This is a genomic window from Chitinimonas taiwanensis DSM 18899, assembly GCF_900119825.1.
Taxonomy (GTDB): Bacteria; Pseudomonadota; Gammaproteobacteria; order Burkholderiales; family Chitinimonadaceae; genus Chitinimonas; species Chitinimonas taiwanensis.
Genome location: NZ_FPKR01000011.1, coordinates 129632 through 152795, shown reverse-complemented (window position 1 = coordinate 152795; position 23164 = coordinate 129632). Strand labels below are relative to the sequence as shown.

At 62.4% G+C, this 23164-nt stretch carries 23 protein-coding genes; 10 read left to right on the top strand and 13 right to left on the bottom strand.

All coding sequences use genetic code 11. From position 1 onward, the window contains the following. Positions 1 to 14: 14 nt before the first annotated feature. Positions 15 to 374: a preprotein translocase subunit SecG gene (gene secG, locus BT173_RS14365; protein WP_072429358.1), complete on the bottom strand. Its 360-nt coding sequence runs from the start codon at positions 372 to 374 to the stop codon at positions 15 to 17. Positions 375 to 743: 369 nt separating this feature from the next. On the opposite strand from secG, the gene pstS reads away from it, so the two are divergent. The 4 genes from pstS to pstB all read left to right on the top strand — a co-directional run bounded on the left by pstS (position 744) and on the right by pstB (position 4550). Beyond that, positions 744 to 1787 carry a phosphate ABC transporter substrate-binding protein PstS gene (gene pstS, locus BT173_RS14360; RefSeq protein WP_072429357.1) on the top strand — a complete coding sequence of 348 codons (1044 nt, stop codon included), beginning with the start codon at positions 744 to 746 and terminating at the stop codon, positions 1785 to 1787. A gap of 102 nt (positions 1788 to 1889) precedes the next feature. Further along, positions 1890 to 2879 (top strand): phosphate ABC transporter permease subunit PstC, encoded by a 990-nt coding sequence (gene pstC / locus BT173_RS14355; RefSeq protein WP_084658649.1) that lies wholly within the window; start codon positions 1890 to 1892, stop codon positions 2877 to 2879. A gap of 14 nt (positions 2880 to 2893) precedes the next feature. After that, a complete protein-coding gene (gene pstA, locus BT173_RS14350; protein WP_072429355.1) occupies positions 2894 to 3739 on the top strand; it encodes a phosphate ABC transporter permease PstA in 846 nt (281 codons plus the stop codon). A gap of 40 nt (positions 3740 to 3779) precedes the next feature. Further along, positions 3780 to 4550 (top strand): phosphate ABC transporter ATP-binding protein PstB, encoded by a 771-nt coding sequence (pstB, locus tag BT173_RS14345; protein WP_072429354.1) that lies wholly within the window; start codon positions 3780 to 3782, stop codon positions 4548 to 4550. Between the two features lie 67 nt (positions 4551 to 4617). On the opposite strand, the gene glmM is transcribed toward pstB, so the two are convergent. The 4 genes from glmM to rlmE form a co-directional block, all read right to left on the bottom strand. After that, positions 4618 to 5970 carry a phosphoglucosamine mutase gene (glmM, locus tag BT173_RS14340; protein ID WP_072429353.1) on the bottom strand — a complete coding sequence of 451 codons (1353 nt, stop codon included), beginning with the start codon at positions 5968 to 5970 and terminating at the stop codon, positions 4618 to 4620. 39 nt (positions 5971 to 6009) lie between these two features. Beyond that, positions 6010 to 6861 (bottom strand): dihydropteroate synthase, encoded by an 852-nt coding sequence (gene folP, locus BT173_RS14335; RefSeq protein WP_072429352.1) that lies wholly within the window; start codon positions 6859 to 6861, stop codon positions 6010 to 6012. Positions 6862 to 6918: 57 nt separating this feature from the next. Next, positions 6919 to 8826, bottom strand: a complete 1908-nt coding sequence (ftsH, locus tag BT173_RS14330; RefSeq protein WP_072429351.1) for an ATP-dependent zinc metalloprotease FtsH — start codon at positions 8824 to 8826, stop codon at positions 6919 to 6921. Between the two features lie 89 nt (positions 8827 to 8915). After that, entirely contained in the window at positions 8916 to 9536 is a 621-nt protein-coding gene (gene rlmE, locus BT173_RS14325; RefSeq protein ID WP_072429350.1) for a 23S rRNA (uridine(2552)-2'-O)-methyltransferase RlmE, read from the bottom strand. Between the two features lie 224 nt (positions 9537 to 9760). Here rlmE and yhbY point away from each other — a divergent pair, with 224 nt between their 5' ends. Beyond that, positions 9761 to 10189 carry a ribosome assembly RNA-binding protein YhbY gene (yhbY, locus tag BT173_RS20075; RefSeq protein WP_072429349.1) on the top strand — a complete coding sequence of 143 codons (429 nt, stop codon included), beginning with the start codon at positions 9761 to 9763 and terminating at the stop codon, positions 10187 to 10189. 31 nt (positions 10190 to 10220) lie between these two features. On the opposite strand, the gene BT173_RS19955 is transcribed toward yhbY, so the two are convergent. The 7 genes from BT173_RS19955 to BT173_RS14285 form a co-directional block, all read right to left on the bottom strand. Continuing rightward, the gene (locus BT173_RS19955) at positions 10221 to 11237 is read right to left on the bottom strand and encodes an energy transducer TonB (RefSeq protein ID WP_072429348.1); all 1017 of its coding nucleotides are present in this window, start codon (positions 11235 to 11237) and stop codon (positions 10221 to 10223) included. A gap of 136 nt (positions 11238 to 11373) precedes the next feature. Continuing rightward, positions 11374 to 11820 carry a DUF4149 domain-containing protein gene (locus BT173_RS14310; RefSeq protein WP_072429347.1) on the bottom strand — a complete coding sequence of 149 codons (447 nt, stop codon included), beginning with the start codon at positions 11818 to 11820 and terminating at the stop codon, positions 11374 to 11376. A gap of 19 nt (positions 11821 to 11839) precedes the next feature. Next, positions 11840 to 12316: a transcription elongation factor GreA gene (gene greA / locus BT173_RS14305; RefSeq protein WP_072429346.1), complete on the bottom strand. Its 477-nt coding sequence runs from the start codon at positions 12314 to 12316 to the stop codon at positions 11840 to 11842. A gap of 125 nt (positions 12317 to 12441) precedes the next feature. Beyond that, the gene (carB, locus tag BT173_RS14300) at positions 12442 to 15654 is read right to left on the bottom strand and encodes a carbamoyl-phosphate synthase large subunit (protein WP_072429345.1); all 3213 of its coding nucleotides are present in this window, start codon (positions 15652 to 15654) and stop codon (positions 12442 to 12444) included. A 28-nt stretch (positions 15655 to 15682) separates the two neighbouring features. Continuing rightward, positions 15683 to 16327 (bottom strand): leucine efflux protein LeuE, encoded by a 645-nt coding sequence (gene leuE, locus BT173_RS14295; RefSeq protein ID WP_072429344.1) that lies wholly within the window; start codon positions 16325 to 16327, stop codon positions 15683 to 15685. A 17-nt stretch (positions 16328 to 16344) separates the two neighbouring features. Continuing rightward, entirely contained in the window at positions 16345 to 17481 is a 1137-nt protein-coding gene (gene carA, locus BT173_RS14290) for a glutamine-hydrolyzing carbamoyl-phosphate synthase small subunit (RefSeq protein WP_072429343.1), read from the bottom strand. A 192-nt stretch (positions 17482 to 17673) separates the two neighbouring features. After that, positions 17674 to 18156 carry a glutathione peroxidase gene (locus BT173_RS14285; protein ID WP_072429342.1) on the bottom strand — a complete coding sequence of 161 codons (483 nt, stop codon included), beginning with the start codon at positions 18154 to 18156 and terminating at the stop codon, positions 17674 to 17676. A gap of 93 nt (positions 18157 to 18249) precedes the next feature. Here BT173_RS14285 and BT173_RS14280 point away from each other — a divergent pair, with 93 nt between their 5' ends. Next, on the top strand, positions 18250 to 19257 hold the full coding sequence (locus BT173_RS14280; protein ID WP_072429341.1) for an FIST C-terminal domain-containing protein: 1008 nt from the start codon (positions 18250 to 18252) through the stop codon (positions 19255 to 19257). A gap of 44 nt (positions 19258 to 19301) precedes the next feature. Then, positions 19302 to 19745 carry a DUF1841 family protein gene (locus BT173_RS14275; RefSeq protein WP_072429340.1) on the top strand — a complete coding sequence of 148 codons (444 nt, stop codon included), beginning with the start codon at positions 19302 to 19304 and terminating at the stop codon, positions 19743 to 19745. A gap of 78 nt (positions 19746 to 19823) precedes the next feature. Here the strand turns inward: BT173_RS14275 and BT173_RS14270 are convergent, their stop codons facing one another. After that, complete coding sequence (locus BT173_RS14270) at positions 19824 to 21290, bottom strand: M48 family metalloprotease (protein ID WP_072429339.1); 1467 nt, start codon at positions 21288 to 21290, stop codon at positions 19824 to 19826. A 141-nt stretch (positions 21291 to 21431) separates the two neighbouring features. On the opposite strand from BT173_RS14270, the gene BT173_RS14265 reads away from it, so the two are divergent. The 3 genes from BT173_RS14265 to tsaD are packed head-to-tail and all read left to right on the top strand — an operon-like array spanning position 21432 to position 23152. Beyond that, positions 21432 to 21875 carry a ribonuclease domain-containing protein gene (locus BT173_RS14265; protein WP_072429338.1) on the top strand — a complete coding sequence of 148 codons (444 nt, stop codon included), beginning with the start codon at positions 21432 to 21434 and terminating at the stop codon, positions 21873 to 21875. Beyond that, positions 21866 to 22138 (top strand): barstar family protein, encoded by a 273-nt coding sequence (locus tag BT173_RS14260; protein ID WP_072429337.1) that lies wholly within the window; start codon positions 21866 to 21868, stop codon positions 22136 to 22138. The genes BT173_RS14265 and BT173_RS14260 overlap by 10 nt, the downstream gene beginning before the upstream one ends. Next, positions 22139 to 23152, top strand: a complete 1014-nt coding sequence (gene tsaD, locus BT173_RS14255) for a tRNA (adenosine(37)-N6)-threonylcarbamoyltransferase complex transferase subunit TsaD (RefSeq protein WP_072429336.1) — start codon at positions 22139 to 22141, stop codon at positions 23150 to 23152. The last annotated feature ends 12 nt before the right edge of the window (positions 23153 to 23164 follow it).

The following is a 23164-nucleotide window of genomic DNA, read 5'->3' as shown; positions in this document are numbered from 1 at the left end:
ATATTTGAACGAAATCAGTTAGGGATACTGCTCTGATTGTCGTTTTGCACCGGCTTGGCCGGCGTCTTTTCTTGCCCCGAAGCCGGCTGAGTCTGCACAACACCAGACATCACACCCGCTCCAGCATTAGCACCAGGCTTGGAATCCACCCAGACCAATGCGAACAAACTGCAGAAAAAGATTGTAGCAGAAATCGCAGTCGTTCTACTCAGGAAATTTGCAGAACCCGAGGCACCGAACAGACTACCCGACGAACCACTACCGAAGGCTGCACCCATATCCGCACCCTTACCATGCTGCAACAACACCAGCACGATCACCACCACGGCGGACAGGACATTTACAACCTGAATTAAACTTTTGAAGACTTCCATTTTGCTCAACCAGACGCTCGGCAAACTCGGCCGAATTCTCCAGCACAGGGGCACAAAACACACACCCCTCTCATCAATCGCACAGCAAGCAGGCTGCAACTCGCACAATACCCACCACTGCACAACTAACCACGCCCAACCAACGAGGCATAAGCCAAGCATGGAAAAGCAAAGGCGGCGGATTCTATATGCCCGAGCCCCGCCAAGTCAATGCGAGCCACGCAATTTGCGCTGCGACAGAGTTGTAATCTTTCCGCAATATTCGATGATTAAGATTCGGTCCGTTTGCAGGACTTGGCAGCCCACGGGACTGGTTCAGGTTCGTTCTTACTCGCTTTAGTCTTGTTATCGATATCACGGAGAATCAGCATGTATCTGTCTTTTGGCCGCAAAATGATCGCGACTGCCATCCTCGGCCTGAGCTTTTCCGTCGTGCACGCTGCCGACATCACCGGCGCCGGTGCCAGCTTCCCCTACCCGCTGTACGCCAAGTGGGCCGAGGTTTACAAGCAAAAGACCGGCAACGGCCTGAACTATCAGTCGATCGGTTCGGGCGGCGGCATCAAGCAGATTCAAGCCAAGACCGTGGACTTCGGCGCCTCTGACGCACCGATGAAGCCGGAAGACCTGGCCAAGAACGGCCTGCAGCAGTTCCCCACCGTGATGGGCGGCGTCGTGCCGGTCTACAACTTGCCCGGCATCGCCGCCGGCCAAGTGAAGCTGACCCCGACCGTGCTGGCCGACATCTACCTGGGCAAGATCAAAAACTGGAACGACCCCGCCATCGCCGCCTTGAATAAAGGCCTGGCGCTGCCGGATCTGCGCGTGAACATCGTGCGTCGCGCCGATGGCTCGGGCACCACCTTCATCTTCACCAACTATCTGTCCAAGGTCAGCCCGGCGTGGAAGAGCAGCGTCGGTGAAGGTACCGCCGTTGCCTGGCCTGCCGGCATCGGCGGCAAAGGCAACGAAGGTGTGGCCGCCTATGTGCAGCGCCTGAAGGGTGCCATCGGTTACGTCGAATACGCTTACGCCAAGAAGAACAAGCTGTCGCACGTGGCACTGCAGAACAAGGAGGGCGCTTTCGTGCAGCCAAGCGAAGAGTCCTTCAAGGCTGCTGCCGCCTACGCCGACTGGAAGAATGCCCCGGGCTTTTACGAGATCCTGACCGATGAGCCAGGCAAGGCCTCCTGGCCTATCGTTGGCGCCACCTTCATCCTGGTGCACAAGAAGCAGGACAAGGTTGCCAACGCCCAGGAAGTGCTGAAGTTCTTCGATTGGGCTTACGGTCCAGAAGGCGACAAGCTGTCGCTGGATCTTGACTACATCCCGATGCCGGATGAAGTGGTCGCCCAGATCAAGGCCTCCTGGAAGCAAATGACCGACGCCGCTGGCAATCCGGTTCTGAAGTAAACTTCGCGTCCGCGCCCTTAGGCGCGGCTTCGCCCAAAACGGCAGGGATTGATGGTGACATCGGTTCCTGCCGCTATGTTCGTAACGAGCCGTGAGTCCTTCATGTCCGACCCCGCCCGCCCTGCGCGCCCTCCCCTGGCCGACATTCTGTTCTTTAACCTGACCCGCGGCGCCGCGCTGCTGGTCCTGGTCCTGCTGACCGCCATCATCATTTCCCTGGTGCACGGCAGCTGGGACTCGCTTACCCATTTTGGTGCCAGCTTCCTGCTCTCGCCGAGCTGGGACCCGGTTGCGCAGAATTTTGGTGCCTGGCGTCCGATTCAAGGCACGCTGATCACTTCCTTTATCGCCCTGCTGATCGGCGTACCGATCAGTTTCGGCATTGCCCTGTTCCTGACCGAGCTGTCGCCGCTGTGGCTGCGTCGCCCACTCGGCATCGCCATTGAACTGCTGGCCGGCATTCCTTCTATCATCTACGGCATCTGGGGCCTGTTCGTGGTTGCCCCCATCCTGATGGAAGGCAAGGAACTGACTTGGCTGGGCATCACCATTCCGCCGATTCAACCCTGGCTGACCGAAGTCACCAGTGGCATTCCGGTGATCGGCCCGCTGTTTGACGGCCCACCCTTCGGTATCGGCATGTTCACCGCCGGCCTAATCCTGGCCATCATGGTCATTCCCTACATTGCCTCGGTAATGCGCGATGTGTTCGAAGTGGTGCCGCCCATGCTGAAGGAATCCGCTTACGGCCTGGGCGCTACTACCTGGGAAGTGGTATGGAACGTGGTCTTGCCCTACACCAAGACCGGCGTGGTCGGCGGCATCATGCTCGGCCTAGGTCGCGCACTGGGCGAAACCATGGCGGTGACTTTCGTGATCGGGAATTCCTACGATTCAATCGACTCGCTATTTCATGCCGGCAACTCGATTGCCTCCATTCTGGCCAATGAGTTTGCCGAGGCCAGCGATGCACTGCACTACGGCGCGCTGATCGAAATGGGCCTGATCCTGTTCCTGATCACCTTCGTGGTTCTGGCCCTCTCCAAGCTACTGCTGCTGCGCCTGCAAAAGGGCGAGGGCAGCCATTCCTGATCGCAGAGCACATCATGAACAACTCACTCTATCTGCGGCGTCGCCTGATCAATGGCTTCAACCTGACCATGTCCACGCTGGCCATGGCCTTCGGTCTGTTCTGGCTGGGCTGGATTCTGCTTACCCTGTTCGGCAATGGCCTGGAAGCGATCAGCTGGGCGACCTTCACCCAAGATACCCCTGGACCCGATAGCGCCGGTGGCGGCCTGCTGAATGCCATCATCGGCAGCTTGATGATGGCCCTGATCGGCACGCTGATCGGCACGCCCATCGGCATCCTGGCCGGCATTTACCTGGCCGAGTATGGTCAGCGCGGCTGGCTGGCTCCGACCGCACGCTTCATCAACGACATCCTGCTGTCCGCCCCGTCCATCGTGATCGGCCTGTTCGTCTGGATCGCCTATGTGCAATACATCGGCCATTTTTCCGGCTGGGCTGGCAGCTTTGCGCTAGCGCTGCTGGTGATCCCGGTCGTCCTGCGCACCACCGAGAATATGCTGCGCCTGGTGCCGAATTCGATGCGTGAAGCCGCTTATGCACTCGGTGCGCCGCGCTGGAAGGTGGTGACCGTGGTCACCCTGCGCGCCTCCAAGGCTGGCGTAATCACCGGCATCCTGCTGGCGGTGTCGCGCATCTCGGGCGAAACCGCGCCGCTGCTGTTTACCGCGCTGAACAACCAGTTCTTCAGCGCAAACATGAATCAGCCTATGGCCAACCTGCCGGTCACCATCTTCAAGTTCGCCATGAGCCCGTATGAGAACTGGATTTCGCTCGCCTGGGCCGGCGCGCTGATCGTGACCATGGCGGTACTGATCCTGAATGTGATCGCCCGCAGCCTGCTGAAGAAAGAAAGCACCTGAGCCCCGACGGCCAGGCCAGATATCGCCAGAAAGTGACGAGATGACTACCCAAAACGCCACCGCCAAACTCACGGTCCGTGACCTGAACTTCTACTACGGCAACTTTCACGCCCTGAAGAACATCAATCTCGATATCGCCGAGAAGAAGGTCACCGCTTTTATCGGCCCATCGGGCTGCGGCAAGTCCACGCTGCTGCGCACCTTCAACCGCATGTACGACCTCTACCCCAAGCTGCGCGCCGAGGGTCAGATCCTGTTCAACGGTAAGAATGTGCTGGATAAGAGCGTCGACCTGAACATGCTGCGCGCCAAGGTCGGTATGGTGTTCCAGAAGCCGACGCCCTTCCCGATGTCGATCTACGACAACATTGCCTTCGGCGTGAAGCTGTATGAATCGCTGAGCCGCTCGGAAATGGACGATCGGATCGAGTGGGCGCTGCAGAAGGCCGCGCTGTGGAATGAGGTCAAGGACAAGCTCAAGCAGTCTGGCCTCGGCCTCTCTGGCGGTCAGCAACAGCGTTTGTGCATCGCACGCGCAGTGGCCGTGAAGCCGGAAGTCGTACTGTTGGACGAGCCGACCTCGGCGCTCGACCCGATCTCGACCGCTCATATCGAGGAACTGGTCCACGAGCTCAAGCAGGACTACACGATCGCCATCGTGACCCACAATATGCAGCAGGCCGCACGTGTATCCGATTTCACCGCCTATATGTATCTGGGCGAACTGATGGAAGTCGGCGCCACCGACGATATCTTTACCAAGCCCAAGCGCAAGGAAACAGAAGACTACATCACTGGTAAATTCGGCTGATCCGAGCCCTTTACGCAGTGCGCAAAAAAGGCGACCCCAGGGTCGCCTTTTTCATGGCTGCCTAGCCTTAGGCCAGTACCGCCTCGTTGACCACCTCGACCAGATGGGACACCCAGCGTTCGGTCAGCTTCAGATCATCGGACTCCACCATCACGCGCAATACCGGCTCGGTGCCCGAGGGGCGCAATAGCACACGGCCACGACCCGCCAGCTCGCATTCGGCTTCCACCAAGGCGGCCTGAATGGTCAGGCTGGCGCGGAAGTCGAAGTCCTTGCGCACCTTCACATTACGCAGCACCTGCGGGTAGATGGGCAGATCGGCACAGAATGCCGCCAGGGTCTGGCCTGACAGGCGCACCGCAGCCAAGACCTGCAGCGCCGACACAATCGCATCGCCAGTCGAATGCTTGTCGAGGCAGAGCAGATGACCCGAGCTTTCGCCACCAAGCTGCCAGCCATTCTGCTTGAGCAGTTCGAGCACATAGCGATCGCCGACCTTGGCGCGGGCGAATGGGATACCCAACTTGCCGAGCGCATGCTCAAAGCCCAGATTGGTCATCAAGGTACCAACCACGCCGCCAGCGAGCTGGGCCTGCTGATGACGGAACTTGGCCATCACATACAGCAGGCGGTCGCCGTCATACAGCTCACCTTCAGCATCCACCACCATCAGCCGGTCGCCATCCCCGTCCAGCGCGATGCCGAAATCCGCACCCTCCGCCAGTACACGGGCGCGCATGGCGGCTGGCGCAGTAGCACCCACGCCTTCATTGATATTCATGCCATTGGGCTGATTGCCCATGGCAATGACGGTAGCACCAAGCTCGTCGAAGACATGCGGCGCCACCTGGTAGCCGGCGCCATGTGCGCAGTCAACGACAATCTTCACGCCGCGCAGATCGAGCTCATTCGGGAAGGTGCTCTTGCAGAATTCGATGTAGCGGCCGGCCGCATCGTTGACGCGCCGGGCGCGACCGAGCATCTCCGAGCTCACGCAGCTCATCGGCTTGTCCAGCTCCGCCTCGATCTCCAGCTCGACTGCGTCATCGAGCTTCAAACCGCCTTCGCCGAAGAACTTGATCCCGTTGTCCTGAAAGGGATTGTGTGAGGCCGAAATCACCACGCCGGCGGACAGACGCAAAGCGCGGGTCAGATAGGCGACGCCCGGCGTGGGCAGCGGCCCGGTGATATGTACATCCACGCCAGCGGCCGACAGGCCGGCTTGCAGCGCAGCTTCCAGCATATAACCCGATACGCGCGTGTCCTTGCCGATCAGCACTGCGGCATGGGTGCCATCGCCACGTCGAGCAGAAAGCACCTTGCCCGCGGCATAGCCGAGACGCATGGCGAAATCCGGCGTAATCGGGTACTCGCCCACCAGGCCACGCACACCATCGGTACCAAAATACTTGCGACTCATACTGCCTTCCTTCTTATCCGGCGCCTTTAGGGCGCCTCGTCATGATTCCGCAGGCAGGCTTAGCGGTAGCAAACCCTGCCAGATCTTCAATGCATCCACGGTATCGCGTACCGCATGTACGCGCAGCACCGCGGCTCCAGATTGAGCAGCCAGCAGCGCCGCGGCCACGCTGGCCGCATCACGCTCGGTGGCTGGTCGTTCGCCAAGCAAATGGCCAAGCATGGACTTGCGCGACACCCCCACCAGCAAGGGACCACAGTCCCGGCACAGCGCGGGCAAAGCGCCAAACAGGGCTGCATTGTGCGCGAAGGTCTTCCCAAATCCAAAACCGGGGTCGAGCAGAATGCGCTCTGTTGCAATCCCCGCCACACGCGCCTGCTCGCGCCGGACCTGCAGATACGCCCCCACCTCGCCGACGACGTCCTGATACTGCGGCGCCTGCTGCATCGATTGCGGCACACCCTGCTTGTGCATCAAACAGACGGCGGCGCCACTCTCCGCCACGGCGTCCAGCGCACCCGGCGCCTCCAGCGCGGCGATATCGTTGACCAGGTCGACGCCCATCGCCAGTGCCGCGCGCATCACCTCGGTCTTGCAGGTATCGATTGACAGCGGCACCTGCCAGCTCACCAGCTCGCGCAGCACCGGTACCACGCGCGCGAGTTCCTCCTCGACGCTAATGGTAGGAGCGCCGGGGCGGGTCGACTCGCCGCCGATATCGAGCATATCCGCGCCTTCATCGAGCAGGCGACGCGCCTGCGCCAGCGCCGCATCCAGCTGTGCGTAGCGGCCACCATCGGAAAACGAATCGGGTGTGATATTGAGAATGCCCATCACCAGGGGGCGCTGGAGCGGGAGCCGGAAACGGCCGGCATGCAGGAAGGCAGTCATGGCAGACACGCAAAGCGCAACAGCGGCCGGAGCCGCTGTTGCTGGTTGAGTTGAGGCTTACAGTTCCTGAGCCGGCGTGGTGCTTGGCTCGGGTGCTGGTCCGCTCGGCGTATCGCCAGGTGGCGGGGTAAGCGAACCGCTAGGCTTGGGCGGGCGCGGCGGACGGCCTTGCATGATGTCCTCGATCTGCTCGGCATCGATGGTTTCCCATTCGAGCAGTGCAGCGGTCATCGCTTCCACCTTGTCACGGTTCTCGTCCAGCATCTTGCGCGCCAAGGCGTATTGCTGGTCGATGATGCGGCGGATTTCCGCATCAACCTGCTGCATGGTCGCTTCCGACATCGATTTATGCGTGGTCACCGAGCGGCCAAGGAAAACCTCACCCTCGCTTTCACCGTACACCATCGGGCCAAGCGCGTCGGACATGCCGTAACGGGTAACCATATCGCGCGCCATCTGGGTAGCACGCTCGAAGTCATTCGAGGCACCCGTGGTCATCTGATTCATGAACAGCTCTTCGGCAATCCGACCGCCGAACAAGATAGCGATTCGGTCCATTAGATAGCCACGGTCGTAGGCATAGCGGTCGCCTTCCGGCAGCTGCATAGTCACACCCAGCGCACGACCGCGCGGGATGATGGTGACCTTATGCACCGGGTCGGCCTTGGGCAGCAGCTTGGCGATCACGGCATGGCCGGACTCGTGATAGGCGGTGTTTTGCTTCTCTTCCTCGCTCATCACCACCGAGCGACGCTCGGCACCCATCATGATCTTGTCCTTGGCCTTCTCGAAGTCCTGCATATCGACCAGGCGCTTATTGCTGCGCGCGGCGAACAGGGCGGCTTCGTTGACCAGGTTGGCGAGGTCGGCACCGGAGAAACCCGGTGTGCCACGCGCAATGATGTCGGCCTTCACGTCGTTGGCAATCGGCACCTTGCGCATATGCACATTGAGAATTTGCTCGCGGCCACGGATATCGGGCAGCGACACCACCACCTGGCGGTCGAAACGACCTGGGCGCAACAGGGCCGGGTCCAGCACATCGGGGCGGTTGGTGGCGGCGATCACGATCACGCCGACATTGCCCTCAAAGCCGTCCATCTCGACCAGCATCTGGTTCAGTGTCTGCTCGCGCTCGTCATTACCACCGCCCAGACCTGCACCGCGCTGGCGGCCCACCGCATCGATTTCATCGATAAAGATGATGCAAGGCGCATTCTTCTTGGCGTTCTCGAACATATCGCGCACGCGGGCCGCGCCCACGCCGACGAACATTTCCACAAAGTCGGAACCCGAGATCGAGAAGAACGGGACTTTGGCCTCGCCGGCAATCGCACGGGCCAGCAGGGTCTTACCGGTACCGGGCGAACCGACCATCAGGATGCCGCGCGGAATGCGGCCGCCCAGCTTCTGGAACTTGCTTGGATCGCGCAGGAAGTCGACCACCTCGGTCACTTCTTCCTTCGCTTCATCGCAGCCAGCCACGTCGGCAAAGGTCACGGTGTTGTTGTTCTCATCCAGCATGCGTGCACGCGACTTGCCGAAGGAGAAGGCGCCGCCCTTGCCGCCGCCCTGCATCTGGCGCATGAAGAAAATCCACACGCCGATCAGCAGCAGCATCGGGAACCAGTTGATGAACAGGCTCATCAGGAAGCCCTGCTTCTCTTCCTGCTTGGTGGTGAATTTCACATCGCGCTGGATCAGCGTGTCGACCATGCGGAAGTCGAACGGCGCCAGGGTGGAGAATTCGCTGCTGTCGGCGCGCTTGCCACGGATGGTGTAGCCGGACAGCACATTGCCTTCCAGCTCGACGCTGGCGACGCGGCCTTGCTGAACCTCGCTCATGAACTGCGAGTAGGGAATCTGAACCTGTTGGTCCCGACGGGAATTGAACTGGTTGAACACAGTCATCAACACGAGACCGATGATCACCCATATAGCGATATTCTTGCCCAGATTATTCACGGGACGACTCCTTATACCGGCGAAAGTAAATACGGCTGCGCCGGCGACAGCCTAGTCCTGCCAATTCTATCGACTACCGCCAGCCCACGTCAGGGCTTTTTTCCCTTGCCCAGCAGGTAGATCTCGCTGGAGCGATCGCGCGAGGCGGCAGGCTTGCGGCTGAGCACGCTGGCGAACATGGCGCGCATCTGCTGCAGGTATTCGTTGTAACCCGAACCCTGAAAGGTCTTGACCAGAAAATGGCCACCAGGTTTCAGATGATCGGTACAAAATTCCAGCGCCAATTCACACAGGTGATAACTGCGTCCCTGATCAATCACCGCCATGCCGCTGATATTGGGGGCCATATCGCAAATCACAAGGTCCATCTGCCGACCGTTCAGTAATTGCGTGAACTGGGCCAGCACCGACTCCTCGCGGAAGTCACCCTGTACGAATTCCACGCCATGGATGGGCGTCATTTCCAGGATGTCGAGCGCGAACACCCGGCCGGCATCGCCCACGCGACGCTTGGCCACCTGCGACCAGCTGCCCGGTGCCGCCCCCAGGTCGGCCACCCACAGGCCGGGCTTGAGTAGCTTGTCCTTGTCGTCGATCTCCATCAGCTTGTAGGCGGCGCGCGAGCGATAGCCGTCCTTCTGGGCCTGGTGGACATAGTGATCGTTGACGTGCTCTTGCAGCCACGCCTTGCTGGTTCGGGATCGTGCCATACACTGAATTCTTAGAAGGATTGAGCCGGCCTGAACGCAATATTGCGCGCCATCCGGCATGCGATAGGCCGAAGTCTAGCCGAGCGAGCGCTTTTCCACTCGTACTGAATAGCCGGGATACCAGCCTGACCCGCCCTCAGCGTCCTGCGGGCCGATCAAGAAACAGTCAGGTCTTTGCGGCGCGATTCAGCTAGAATTCGTCGCTTTTTCACGGAGTTAGATCAATGGAACTGAGCAGAGACGAGCGCCTCTACCTGCGCACCCAAGCCCACCAGCTCAGCCCGGTGGTGATGATAGGCAATAACGGCCTGAGCGACGCGGTGATCCGCGAGATTGCACTGAACCTGGATGCTCACGAGCTGATCAAGGTACGTGTGCTCGGTGATGACCGCGAACAGCGTGCACGCTGGTTCGAGGAAATCTGCGCGGCGCTCGATTGCGCACCGGTTCAGCATATCGGCAAGCTGCTGGTGCTCTACCGCGCCACCAAGGAAGGCAAGCCGCGCTACGAGCTGCCCAAGCCGGGCCGCAAGACGCCGGCCAAGGCGGCAGAGAAGACCAGCAAGAAGCCAGTCGAGAAGGTAGCCACCGGCCGCGCCGGCAAGCCTGCCAATAGCAAGGGCGGCACTGCACTGCGCAATAAGCGCAAATAAACAGGCCGGCATCTGCCGGCCTTGTCATTTCTCAGTTCTCGCTGAAGGCGACTTCGGTATCCACCGTAAAGCCTGCGGCGGCTGGCTGGAAACGCCAGCGCGACAGGGCCGCGATCACGGCGCGGTCGAAGACCCGACGCGGCTTGGCTTCGATGATCTCCACCTTGGTCACCTTGCCGGCCTCGTTCACGCTCAGGCGCGCCTGCACGCTGCCCGACTCAATGCCTTCGCGCAGCGCTTCGCGCGGAAATTCAGGCGTTTCGCGGTATACAGGCTTCTTGTTCGGTGCAGCAGGCTCGGGGCGTGCCGGTGCCGCGGCAGGCGCCGCACTGGCCAACTGAACCGGTGCCGGAGACGGTTTGCTTTCCGCGGCAGCCGGTGGCGTATTGACTGCGGCTGGTTCGGGCGCGGCCAGCTTCTCGGCCGGCGCGGGAGCAGCAGGCTTCTTGGCATCGACGACCGGTGCAGCGGGCTTGGCGGCAGCCACATTTGGCGCAGGCAGCGTGGCGACTGGCTTGGCTTCGCTCGGTTTAGGTTCGGCCGGCTTGGGTTCGGGCTTGGCGCCTGGCGAGAACCAGCGCGCCGGATTCGGCATCACCCCAAAGATCTGTGCCTCGGTCTCTTCCGGCGCGAGCTCAGCGCTCTGCGCCGAATTGGCGGCGACCTGCTGGGCCACAGTGGGTTCGGGTTTGTGATTCGCAAAAGCCAGCAGACCACCAACCAGCACCACAGCCCCCACCCCGGCGAACACCAGTGGCTTGCGGCTCTTGTTGGTCTGTGTGGCTGTGGCACTAGCGGCACTGACACCGGCGCCGATCGGACTGATCAGGCCCAGCGCCTCAAGCCGTTCGAAATCACGTACAACCTTGGCGGTCTCGACTTCGTGGCCATTGGCCAGACGTTCAGCCAGGCTGCTGACGCTGGCCTGACCATCGCTCCACTGCAGAAACTTGCGCTGATTGATACTGAGGCCGTTGGCGGGAGCGGCAAGCTCCCCATCCCCGGCGGAAGTGCGGCCATAGACGGCCAGCAGATTTGGACTGGACATTACGGTACTACTCCCCTGATTGCCTCGCTCTGGATAATGGCGAGTGCGCCGAGGAGAGTAGTCGCAGCTACATCAGCGTGTCAGAAGAAAGTCATATACAGACAACACGCGTCGCCTGAATGCAACAGATTGTCGCCTATTTGACCGAGCCACGAATCACGTAGATCAGGCCGAACACGCTCTGCACCAAGTAGATCAGGCTGGAGATGGTCTGCCAGCTCTGGAAGCCGCCACCGAACACCCCTTCCGCCGCCGTATGCATGGTCGGCTTCACCTCGGAAATCACCGGGAAAACCGCGAAGTGATTGACCAGGGTGAGCGCTAGCATAGCCAGGATCAGCCACAGCTCCAGGGTCTGGAAGGCACGCAGGCCTTCCACCCACAGGATGTGCAGGAAGATATAGATGCCGGCCACGATACCGACCCAGGCCATGGCACGGAACATCACCGCCACCATCTTGAAGGCGAGGCCATTGTCGAGCTGCTGGAATAGCAGCGGCCCGACCAGAAGACCGATGATCCAGAGACCGCCGATCCAGAACACCACCAGGATGGAACGCAGGGCGTTGGGGAAGGTTTGCATCCGCTCTCTTTCGCTAGGCTTAGATGTATTTCACGTCCAGCACTTCGTATTCGCGGATGCCGCCCGGTGCCTGCACCTCGGCCACATCACCCGCCGACTTGCCGATCAGCGCGCGCGCGATCGGGCTCGACACCGAGATCTTGCCCAGCTTGATGTCGGCCTCATCGTCGCCGACGATCTGATAGGTCACCGCATCGCCCGACTCGCAGTCTTCCAGATCAACCGTGGTACCGAATACGATACGGCCCTCGGCATCGATCTCGGCCGGATTGATGATGATGGCGTTGGACAGCTTGCCTTCCAGATCGGCAATACGCCCTTCCACGAAGCCCTGGCGCTCCTTGGCGGCGTCGTATTCGGCGTTCTCGGACAGATCGCCATGCGAGCGCGCTTCGGCGATCGCGGCAATCACACTCGGGCGCTCAATGCTCTTCAGGCGCTGCAGCTCGTTGCGCAGCATTTCGGCACCCAAAACGGTCAATGGCACTTTAATCATTACATCCTCCAGTCCGGCCGGGGTTTGCATCGGTTCGGCCGGCGTCAAAAACAAACCCGACGGGCTAGGCCGTCGGGACATAGATCACGGCACCACCGGTGCCGTGACAGGGTTCAACAGGGTATTCAGGCGGTTTGCAAACGCTGGTGCAGGTCCTGCACCGAGTAAACCGTCCATTCCTTCATATGCTTGATGCCATACGCCGCAGCCCGACCACCGGCAACGGTGGTGTAGATCGGCACGCGGCCCTTCAGCGCTTCAAAGCGGATCGAGTAGGAATCCTGAATCGAGGCGCGGCGCTCGTCAACCGTGTTGATGATCAGCGCGATCTCGCCGTTCTTGATCATGTCCACGATATGCGGGCGGCCTTCCTTGACCTTGTTCACATCGGTCGCCGGCACGCCGGCCGCCTGCAGCACGGCAGCCGTACCACGGGTGGCGACGATCTCGAGCCCGGCATCCACCAGCATGCGGCCCATTTCGGCCAGCTGCGGCTTATCGCCGTCGCGCACCGAGATGAACACCTTGCCGGAGGTCGGCAGACGCTCGCCGGCGCCCAGCTGCGACTTCACATAGGCTTCGGCGAAGGTATCGCCCACGCCCATCACTTCGCCGGTCGACTTCATTTCCGGGCCAAGGATGCTATCCACGCCAGGGAACTTCACGAAGGGGAATACCGCTTCCTTGACCGAATAGTAAGGCGGAATCACCTCACCGAAGATGCCTTGATGGGGCAGGGTCTGGCCGACCATGCAACGCGCAGCGATCTTGGCCAGCGGACGACTGGTGGCCTTGGATACATAGGGCACGGTGCGCGAGGCACGCGGGTTCACTTCCAGTACGAACACGGTCTCACCCTGGATGGCGAACTGCACATTCATCAGACCGACCACGTTCAGGCCGCGGGCCATGGCGATGGTCTGGCGACGCAGCTCGTCCTGCAATTCCTTGCTCAGCGAGTAAGGTGGCAGCGAGCAGGCCGAGTCACCTGAGTGCACGCCCGCCTGTTCGATGTGCTCCATGATGCCGCCGATGATCACGTTCTCGCCATCCGAGATCGCATCCACATCGACTTCGATCGCATCGTTGAGGAAACGGTCGAGCAGCACCGGGCTGTCGTTCGACACCTTGACCGCTTCACGCATATAGCGGGTCAGGTCGTCTTCCGAATGCACGATCTGCATGGCGCGGCCGCCCAGCACATAGGACGGACGTACCACCAGCGGGTAGCCGATCTCGGCAGCCAGCACCAGCGCATCCTTCTCGTTGCGCGCGGTAGCATTGGGCGGCTGACGCAGGGCCAGATCCTGCAGTAGCTTCTGGAAGCGCTCACGGTCCTCGGCGGCGTCGATCATGTCCGGCGTGGTACCGACGATGGGCACGCCATTGGCTTCCAGCGCACGCGCCAACTTCAGCGGTGTCTGACCGCCGTACTGCACGATCACGCCGGCCGGCTTTTCCACATGCACGATCTCGAGTACGTCCTCGAGCGTCAGCGGCTCGAAGTACAGGCGGTCCGAGGTGTCGTAGTCGGTGGAGACGGTTTCCGGGTTGCAGTTGACCATGATGGTCTCGTAACCGTCTTCACGCAGTGCCAGCGCGGCATGCACGCAGCAGTAGTCGAACTCGATGCCCTGGCCGATGCGGTTCGGACCGCCGCCCAGAATCATGATCTTCTTCTTGTTGGTTGGCGCGGCCTCGCACTCTTCCTCATAGGTCGAGTACATATAGGCGGTGTTGCTGGCGAACTCGGCCGCGCAGGTGTCCACGCGCTTGTAGACCGGGCGGATGCCGAAGCCCTGGCGACGGGCGCGCACCGCGGCGGCTTCCGCGCCGATCAGCGTGCCGATGCGGCGATCGGAGAAGCCCTTGCGCTTGAGGCGACGCAGCTCAGCCGCGTCGAAGCTTTCCAGCGCCTGGCCGGTCATCGCTTTTTCGTCGGCGATGATGTCTTCGATCTGGGCCAGGAACCACGGGTCGATCTTGGTGTGGCTGAATACTTCATCGAGGCTCATGCCCACACGGAAGGCATCGGCCACGTAGAGGATGCGCTCGGGGCCAGGGGCGCCGAGTTCGGCGGCCAGCACGTCCATATCGGTGGTGCGCTCGTCAAAACCAGCCAGGCCGGTTTCCAGACCACGCAGCGCCTTTTGCATCGATTCCTGCAGCGTGCGGCCGATGGCCATCACTTCACCGACCGATTTCATCTGGGTGGTCAGGCGGCTATTGGCCTGCGGGAACTTCTCGAAGGCGAAACGCGGGATCTTGGTGACGACATAGTCGATGGACGGCTCGAAGGACGCCGGGGTCAGGCCACCGGTGATGTCGTTCTTCAGCTCGTCCAGCGTGTAGCCGACCGCCAGCTTGGCGGCCACCTTGGCAATCGGGAAGCCGGTGGCCTTGGAGGCCAGCGCCGAGGAACGCGACACGCGCGGGTTCATCTCGATCACGATCAGGCGGCCATCCTTCGGGTTGACCGAGAACTGCACGTTCGAGCCGCCGGTATCCACGCCGATTTCACGCAGCACCGCCAGCGAGGCGTTGCGCATGATCTGGTATTCCTTATCGGTCAGCGTCTGGGCCGGCGCCACGGTGATCGAGTCACCGGTATGCACGCCCATCGGGTCGAAGTTCTCGATCGAGCAGACGATGATGCAGTTGTCGTTGCGGTCGCGCACGACTTCCATCTCGTACTCTTTCCAACCCAGCAGCGATTCTTCGATCAGCAGCTCGCGAGTGGGCGAGAGATCAAGGCCGCGCGTACAGATCTCGACGAATTCCTCGATGTTGTAAGCAATACCGCCACCGGTGCCACCCATGGTGAAGCTGGGGCGGATAATGGCCGGGAAGCCGACCTTGGCCTGCACAGCCAGCGCGTCTTCCAGCGAGTGAGCGATGCCCGAGCGCGCCGAACCGAGACCGATCTTGGTCATCGCGTCCTTGAATTTCAGGCGGTCCTCAGCCTTATCGATCGCTTCCGGCGTGGCGCCGATCAGTTCGACCTTGTACTTGTCGAGCACGCCATGGCGCCACAAGTCGAGCGCGCAGTTCAGCGCGGTCTGGCCACCCATGGTGGGCAGGATCGCGTCCGGGCGTTCCTTGTCGATGATCTTTTCCACCACTTCCCAGGTGATCGGCTCGATATAGGTCACATCGGCCATATTCGGGTCGGTCATGATGGTGGCCGGGTTGCTGTTGACCAGAATGACCCTGTAACCCTCTTCACGCAGGGCTTTGCAGGCCTGCGCGCCGGAATAGTCGAACTCACAGGCTTGGCCAATGATGATCGGGCCGGCGCCGATGATGAGGATGCTTTGAATGTCTGTACGCTTGGGCATCGCTGTCTATATCCAAAAATCAAACTGGTTAATTCGCACTCGCCGTGGCGAGCTTGGCACTAAAGCCGAGAAACAGGGCACCGACCGAGCCGGCCAGCGAGGCTGACAGACGCTGGCGGCGGCGGAAGGCATCCGCCACGCGCGCGCCGATCAGGATCACGGCGCTCAGGTAGAGCACGCTGCAGCTCTGGGCGATCAAGCCCAGCACCGTAAAGGTCAGGGCCGGGTAGGCATACGCCGGATCAACGAACTGCACAAAGAAGGAGATGAAAAACAGTATCGCCTTCGGGTTGAGCAGGCTGATCAACAGCGCCTTGCGGAACGGATGGCTGTCATCCACCGGCACCGGCGGGGCGACCAGCGCGCCATGGGCACGCCAGCCGCGCCAGGCTCCGTACAACATCTGCACGCCTATCCAGGCCAGGTAGGCCGCGCCCACATACTTGAGCAGCAGGAACAGCACCGGCGTGGTCTTCAGCACCGAGGCCACCCCCATGGCCGACAGCAGCATCAGCACGGCATCGCCGACGAACACCCCGCAGGCACCCTGAAAGCCGCGCCGCACGCCGCGCTGCGCGGCGACCGACAGCACATAGATCGAGTTCGGGCCGGGCAGTAGCACGATGAAGATTGTGCCCAGTACATAGGTGGTCAGGTCGGTGATGCCAAACATCTGCGTGCTCCTGGCAATCAGCGGCCGTGCTGCTCCATGGCCGTGATAAAGCGGTCGAACAGGTAGGCCACATCGTGCGGACCAGGGCTCGCTTCCGGGTGACCCTGGAAGCTGAAGGCAGGGCGGTCGGTCAGGGCAATGCCCTGCACGGTGCCGTCGAACAGCGAGCGGTGCGTGACGCGCACATTGGCCGGCAAGCTGGTCTCATCGGCCTGGAAGCCGTGGTTCTGGCTGGTGATTAGCACGCGACGGTCGTCCAGATCCTGCACCGGGTGGTTGGCGCCATGGTGACCGAACTTCATCTTGCTGGTCTTGCCGCCGGCCGCCAGGGCCAGCAGTTGGTGACCGAGGCAGATGCCGAACACCGGCAGCTTTTTGTCCAGGAAGACCTTGATCGCGGCAATCGCGTAATCGCAAGGCTCGGGGTCGCCAGGACCGTTGCTGAGGAAGACGCCATCCGGATTGAGCTTGAGCACTTCCTCGGCCGGGGTCTGCGCCGGCACCACGGTCAGCTTGCAGCCACGCTCGGCCAGCATGCGCAGGATGTTGTGCTTGACGCCGAAATCGTAGGCCACCACATGGAAGCGGCTGTCGGTCTGGGTTGCATGGCCCATGCCCAGCTGCCATTCACGCATGGTCCAGGCAAATGGCTGCTTGCAGCTGACCACCTTGGCCAGATCCTGGCCGGCCATGCTGCCAAAGCTGCGCGCCAGCTCCACGGCCTTCACCGGATCGATCTCGCCGGCCATGATGCAGCCGGGCTGAGCGCCCTTTTCGCGCAGGATGCGGGTCAGCTTGCGAGTATCGATATCGGCAATCGCCACCGTGCCGGTGCGCTCAAGGTAGGCATCCAGCGTCTCTTCCATGCGGAAGTTGGAAGCGCGCAGCGGCAGGTCGCGAATAATCAGGCCGGCGGCGAACACGCCGTTCGATTCGGCATCTTCACGGTTCACACCGACATTGCCGATGTGCGGGTAGGTCAGGGTAACGATCTGGCGGCAGTAGGACGGGTCGGTCAGGATTTCCTGATAACCGGTCAGCGCCGTATTGAACACGACTTCACCGACCGTATGGCCGGCAGCGCCGATGCTGCTTCCGTAGAACAGCGTGCCATCGGCAAGAGCGAGCAGGGCTTGGGGACGTTGTTGGGACACCAGCGACTCCTAAAACTTGGGGGCAACGCGCCCCCTAGACGTAAGAAAACGGGATAGGCGCACCTATCCCGTTCCCTCTCGTAATTCAGTGATTTTCGGCGCGGATTCTAGCGGAAAGCGCCCTCGCGGGCAATCGCGGCGCGCGGAAAATCCTTGCAATCAATCGCTTGGGTGTCGCGGCCACCGCGGCGCTTACAGCAGCGCCTCGATATCCTTGACCAGCTCTTCGGGCTTGGTGGTCGGCGCATAACGGTCGACTACCTGGCCCTCGCGATTGATCAGGAATTTGGTGAAGTTCCACTTGATTGCCTCAGTGCCCAGCACCCCCTTGGCCGAGGACTTCAGGTATTGATAGAGCGGGTGGGCGCCATCGCCATTCACTTCCACCTTGGCGAAGATCGGGAAGTCCACACCATAGTTCTTCTGGCAGAAGGCACCGATCTGCTCGCTATCACCCGGCTCCTGGCCGCCGAACTGGTTGCAGGGGAAGCCAAGGATGACGAGACCCTTGTCCTTGTAGCGCGCGTACAGCTCCTGCAGGCCCGCGTACTGCGGGGTGAAGCCGCACTCGCTGGCGGTGTTCACCACCAGCACCACCTTGCCACGGTAAGCAGCCAGATTCTCGGGCGCGCCATCGAGGCGGTCGGCGGAAAAATCGTAGAAGGATGTGGACATGGGCGACCTCGCAAAGTGGGATGGGATCAGGCAGCCCGCATCATACCGCCATGAGGACGCGCGGATTGCGCCTGCTTGACCGATAATTGCGCCATGACTTCCCGCTATGCAAGCGGCCTGGCCCACGCTACCCGGGCCACTCCCCAGCTGGCGGCCGATGCGGTTGCCCAGGCACTCGAACGCCTGGGCGACAGCCGCGCCGCCAGCGTATTGCTGTTTCTTTCCGCCGATTTTGCCCACGACCCTCGCCCTGCCCTGCTGGCTGCCGCGCGTAGCGCGCAGACCCTGGCAGTGGCCGGCTGCACAGCGCTCGGCGTGCTGAACGAGGACGACTGGTTGCTGGATACGCCGGCCGCCTGTGCGCTGGTATGCGATAGCCCGGTGCCGGACGAAGCCAGCAGCCACCGTCTGACCCTGGCCGCCCCCAATACCGTGGACCTGGCCTGGCTCGCGCACGGTCCGGCGCGCCTGGGTGGCATTGCCGGCGACGCCACCGGGCTCGGCCCCTACAAGGTCTGGTGCCATGGCCAGCTGAAGGCTGATGGCCAGTGCGAGCTGCCGCTGAGCGTGCGCGATCTGGCCGTATCGCGTGGCATGCAGGCAGTCGGCACCGTGCACACGGTAACGGGCGTGGCCGGCTTCGACCTGCAGACTCTGGATGGCCGCCTGGCCATTGCCACCCTGCGCCGCCTGCTTGGCACCTTGCCACCGCTGCACGAGCTGGCGCTGGCGGTGCTGGATGCCGACGGACAGCCACGCCTGCTGCTGCCGCTGGTCTCGGTGAATCCGGATAGCGGCGTGACGGTGGCCGCCCAACTGCAGCCGGGCGAGCAGGTGCAGTGGATGCAGCGCTCCGCCGCCCTGGCACTGGATGAGGTACGCCTTTTTGCCAAGCAGCCGGCGCCTGCCGCCGGCCTGCTGTTTTCCTGCGCCACGCGCGGCGCAGCGCTGCATGAGGGGCTGGACCGTGAATGGCAGACCCTGCGCGCGGCCTGGCCGGGCGCGCCTTTAGCCGGCTTCTATGGCAATGGTCAGATCGCCCATCTGGCCGGCAGCAATCAGCTCTTGCACCAGAGCCTAGTCATGGCGGCGCTGGGGTAAAATCGGCGTCCCGCATCTGCATCATTCATGAAGGCCTTGCCGCCATGTTCAATCCTTCCCGCGACCAGGCTCGCCAGTTTCTGTTCGACACCTGGGCCAAGCACAAGCAGCAGGCGGCGCTCACCGACCTCGAGCGCATCGCCTTCGCCGTGCTGACCCGTCACCCCGAGTACCAGCCCATTGTCGATGCGCCCGAGCGCTATCGCGACAAGGACTATCTGCCCGAGTTCGGCGAGACCAATCCCTTCCTGCACATGAGTATGCACTTGGCCATTGAGGAGCAGCTGTCCATCGATCAGCCCACCGGCGTGCGCGCGCTCTACCGTGCGCTGTGCGAACACAGCGGCGACGAACACCGTGCCCAGCATGAAATGATGGATTGCCTGGCTGAAATGATCTGGCAGGCGCAACGCAGCGGCACCGGGCCGGATGGTGCACTTTATCTGGCCTGCATGCGGCGCAAGGCTGGGCTGGACGAGGCGGGCTGAGGCGCAAGCCACCCGCAGCACCAAACCATCACGGACGGTGGCTCACCGTCCGTCCCCCCAAGCTCACACCGATACGCCTCAGGGTGCCGGCTGCTGTTCGCCCGGCCCCATTCCGTGCTTGCTGGCCTCGGCCAGCTGGGCGCGCAGCTCACGCATGCGCGCTTCGATGGCGGACATCTGGTAGAAATCGCCGCCGGCGCGACGGGCGATCTGCAGCTGTTGCAGGGCGGCGCTCGGCTCATCCAGCAGCGCGTAATACTCGGCCAGCGCGCGGTGCGCGGGGCCGGTCTGCTTGAGTTGCTCATACGCCTGCGCCAGCCGCTTGTGCAGGCCCGGGTCGCCACTGCGCAGGCCAAGCGCCTGCTCAGTCAGCTTGATGGCCTGCTCCCACTGCCCCTGGCGCAGATTCACATCGATTTCACCGTATTGCAGCGCGGTCGCGCTCGGATAGCTGGCCAGACCGCTGCGGAACAACGCGGCAGCGTCGTCGTAGCGCGCCTGGGCCAGGCGGATATTGCCGCCCAGCGCAGCCAGCATCGCATGCCCGCTGGGCAGCGCCTTCTGGGCCAGGCTCAGCCGCTCCCAGGCCGCCTCGTGCCGGCCGGCCTGCAGCAGGGCCAGCGCATAGCCATATTGCTGGGCTGCCTCATCTGCGTACTTTTTCTGGCTGGTGGTGCCGGCGTAATGGGCAAGCGCGGCTTGCGCGCCCAGCTGCAGCACGCGCGCACGCTCACGCACCAATAGGAAATCCATGCTGTCCGGCCACTGCCGATACGGCTGTTGGGCGGCGCGTGCCTCACTATCGCTGATGCGCTCGCCGGTTACCGGGTGGGTGCGTAGGAAGGCGAAGGCGCCGTTATCCACATTGCGGTAAAACTTCTGCATGCGGTCAAAGAAGGTCGGCATGGCGCGGATATCGAAACCAGCCGCTTGCAGGGTCTGCATGCCGACCCGATCCGCCTCGCGCTCGAAGTCGCGCGAGAAATCCAGATAACGCTGGGTCTGATAACCCTGGCTGGCCGCAACCGCGGCAAATGGCGCGTCGCCACTACCGCGCGAGGCGGCCAGGATGGCCAGCGCCAGCGTGCCCAGCGACACGATGCCGGCGCCCTTCTGCGATTCGACCATGCGCGCATAGTGATGCTGGGTGACGTGGGCGATTTCGTGCGCGAGCACGGCGGCCAGCTCCGATTCATGCTGCGCCAGCACGATCAGGCCGGTGTTCACGCCGATCACCCCGCCCGGCACCGCCCAAGCATTGATGCTGGGCGAGAGCAGCGGGAAGAAGCGGAACTGGGTGCGGTTTTCATGGCTGGCCGATACCAGCTTGTAACCGAGCTGGTTCAGATAGTCGCTAACCTCCACATCGTCGAGCACCTCGCCGGAGCGGCGCAGCTCGCGCGCCGTCATATCGGCGATGCGCTTTTCCTCATGCGGTGGCAGATTGGCCAGCGAGGAATCGCCCAGGTCGGGCAGATCGCTGGCGGCAAGGCCGAGCGACAGGGTGGCGGCCAACAGGCCAAGGGCAATCGGGCGCAGGTTCATGGACCTATGATAAGCAGCCGGCCGCCCAGGTTCCATTGTCATCTACCCGCCAGGCCACCAAGGCGCCCGGCCGCGCTTTTGACCGCAAGCCGGGCGGGCCGGATAATTGCCGCTCTTTCGCCCCCGAAGCCCGTCACGACCATGCGCTCCTTGCTCGCCCTGTTTGCCTGCCTGCCCCTCTTGGCCGCCCCACTACCCGATTGCGCCAGCGTGGTGCGCGATCTGAACGGCCGCCTGCAGGGCAAGCTCAATGCGCGCGAGCTGAGTGAAACGCTGAGCCAGCTGAACCGCAGCGGCCAGCTGCCGGCCAAGTTCGTCACCAAGCAGACCGCGCGCGAGCTGGGCTGGCGACCGGGCCGCTCGCTGTGGGCCTCGCCCGAGCTGGAAGGCAAGAGTATGGGCGGCGATGTCTTCCGCAATTTCGAGCGCCGCCTGCCCAAGGGCAGCTGGCGCGAAGCCGATCTCAATTACCGTGGCGGCAAACGCGGCGCGCAGCGCCTCGTGTTCGAGCCGCGCCCCGATGGCCGCCGTTATGTCACCATCGACCATTACAACCAATTCACGGAAGCACCCGCATGTCGCTGACTCGCATCGAATTCGTCAACGTTTCCAGCGTCGAGGATTTTTACGAACAACTGGAAGGCCAGCTCGAGCTGGAATACCCGCTCGGCCGCAGCCTGGATGCCGTCTATGACGTGCTGTCCAACGATGTCGAAGGCAAGGTCGAGATCACCTGGCATGACGCGGGCTTTTCGCGCGTGGCGCTGGGCGACTGGTTCGCAAGGGTGATGGATGTGCTGAACATCGTCTCCACCGAGCGCGACGATTTCAGCGTGAGCCTCGATTAAATGCTGGTACTCGGCCTCGAATCTTCCTGCGATGAAACCGGTGTCGCGCTCTACGACACCGAGTACGGCCTGCTCGCCCATCATCTGCATACCCAGATGGCCATGCATGCCGAATACGGCGGCGTGGTGCCCGAGCTCGCCTCGCGCGACCATATCCGCCGCGTGCTGCCGCTCACCGAGGCCTGCCTGCAGGAAGCCGGCAAGACGCGCGCCGATATCGATGCGATTGCCTTTACCGAGGGGCCGGGTCTGGCCGGTGCGCTACTCACCGCCGCCGCGGTAGCGAATGGCCTCGGTGTGGCGCTGGGCAAGCCGGTGATCGGCGTCCACCATCTGGAAGGCCATCTGCTCTCACCGCTCTTGGCCAGCCCGCGCCCCGACTTCCCCTTCGTGGCCCTGCTGGTCTCGGGTGGCCATACCCAGCTGATGGCCGTGCATGGCGTTGGTCATTACGAATTGCTGGGCGAAACGCTGGACGACGCCGCCGGCGAGGCCTTCGACAAGACCGCCAAGCTGCTTGGCCTCGGCTACCCCGGCGGGCCGGCGCTGTCCAAGCTGGCCGAGCAGGGCGATGCGAGCCGCTTTACCCTGCCGCGCCCGATGCAGCACTCGGGTGATCTCGATTTCAGCTTTGCCGGCCTGAAGACCGCGGTGCTCACCCTGGTGAAGAAACAGGCCGAGCTGGATACGCAGACCCGCGCCGATATCTGCGCGGCCTTCCAGGCCGCCATCGTGGATGTGATCAGCAGCAAATGCCTGGGCGCGATGAAGCAGACCGGACTCAAGCAGCTGGTGGTAGCCGGCGGCGTAGGCGCCAATCGCCAGCTGCGCGACGGGCTGAACCTGATGGCTGCGCGGCGCAAGTTCAAGGTGTTCTACCCGCCGCTCGATCTGTGCACTGACAACGGCGCGATGATTGCCTTCGCCGGCGCGCAGCGCCTAATGCATGCGCAGACCGCCGGCCCCTTCGCAGTACGCCCGCGCTGGGATCTGGCCAGCCTGCCCGCTGCCTGAGCCGAGCTTGGG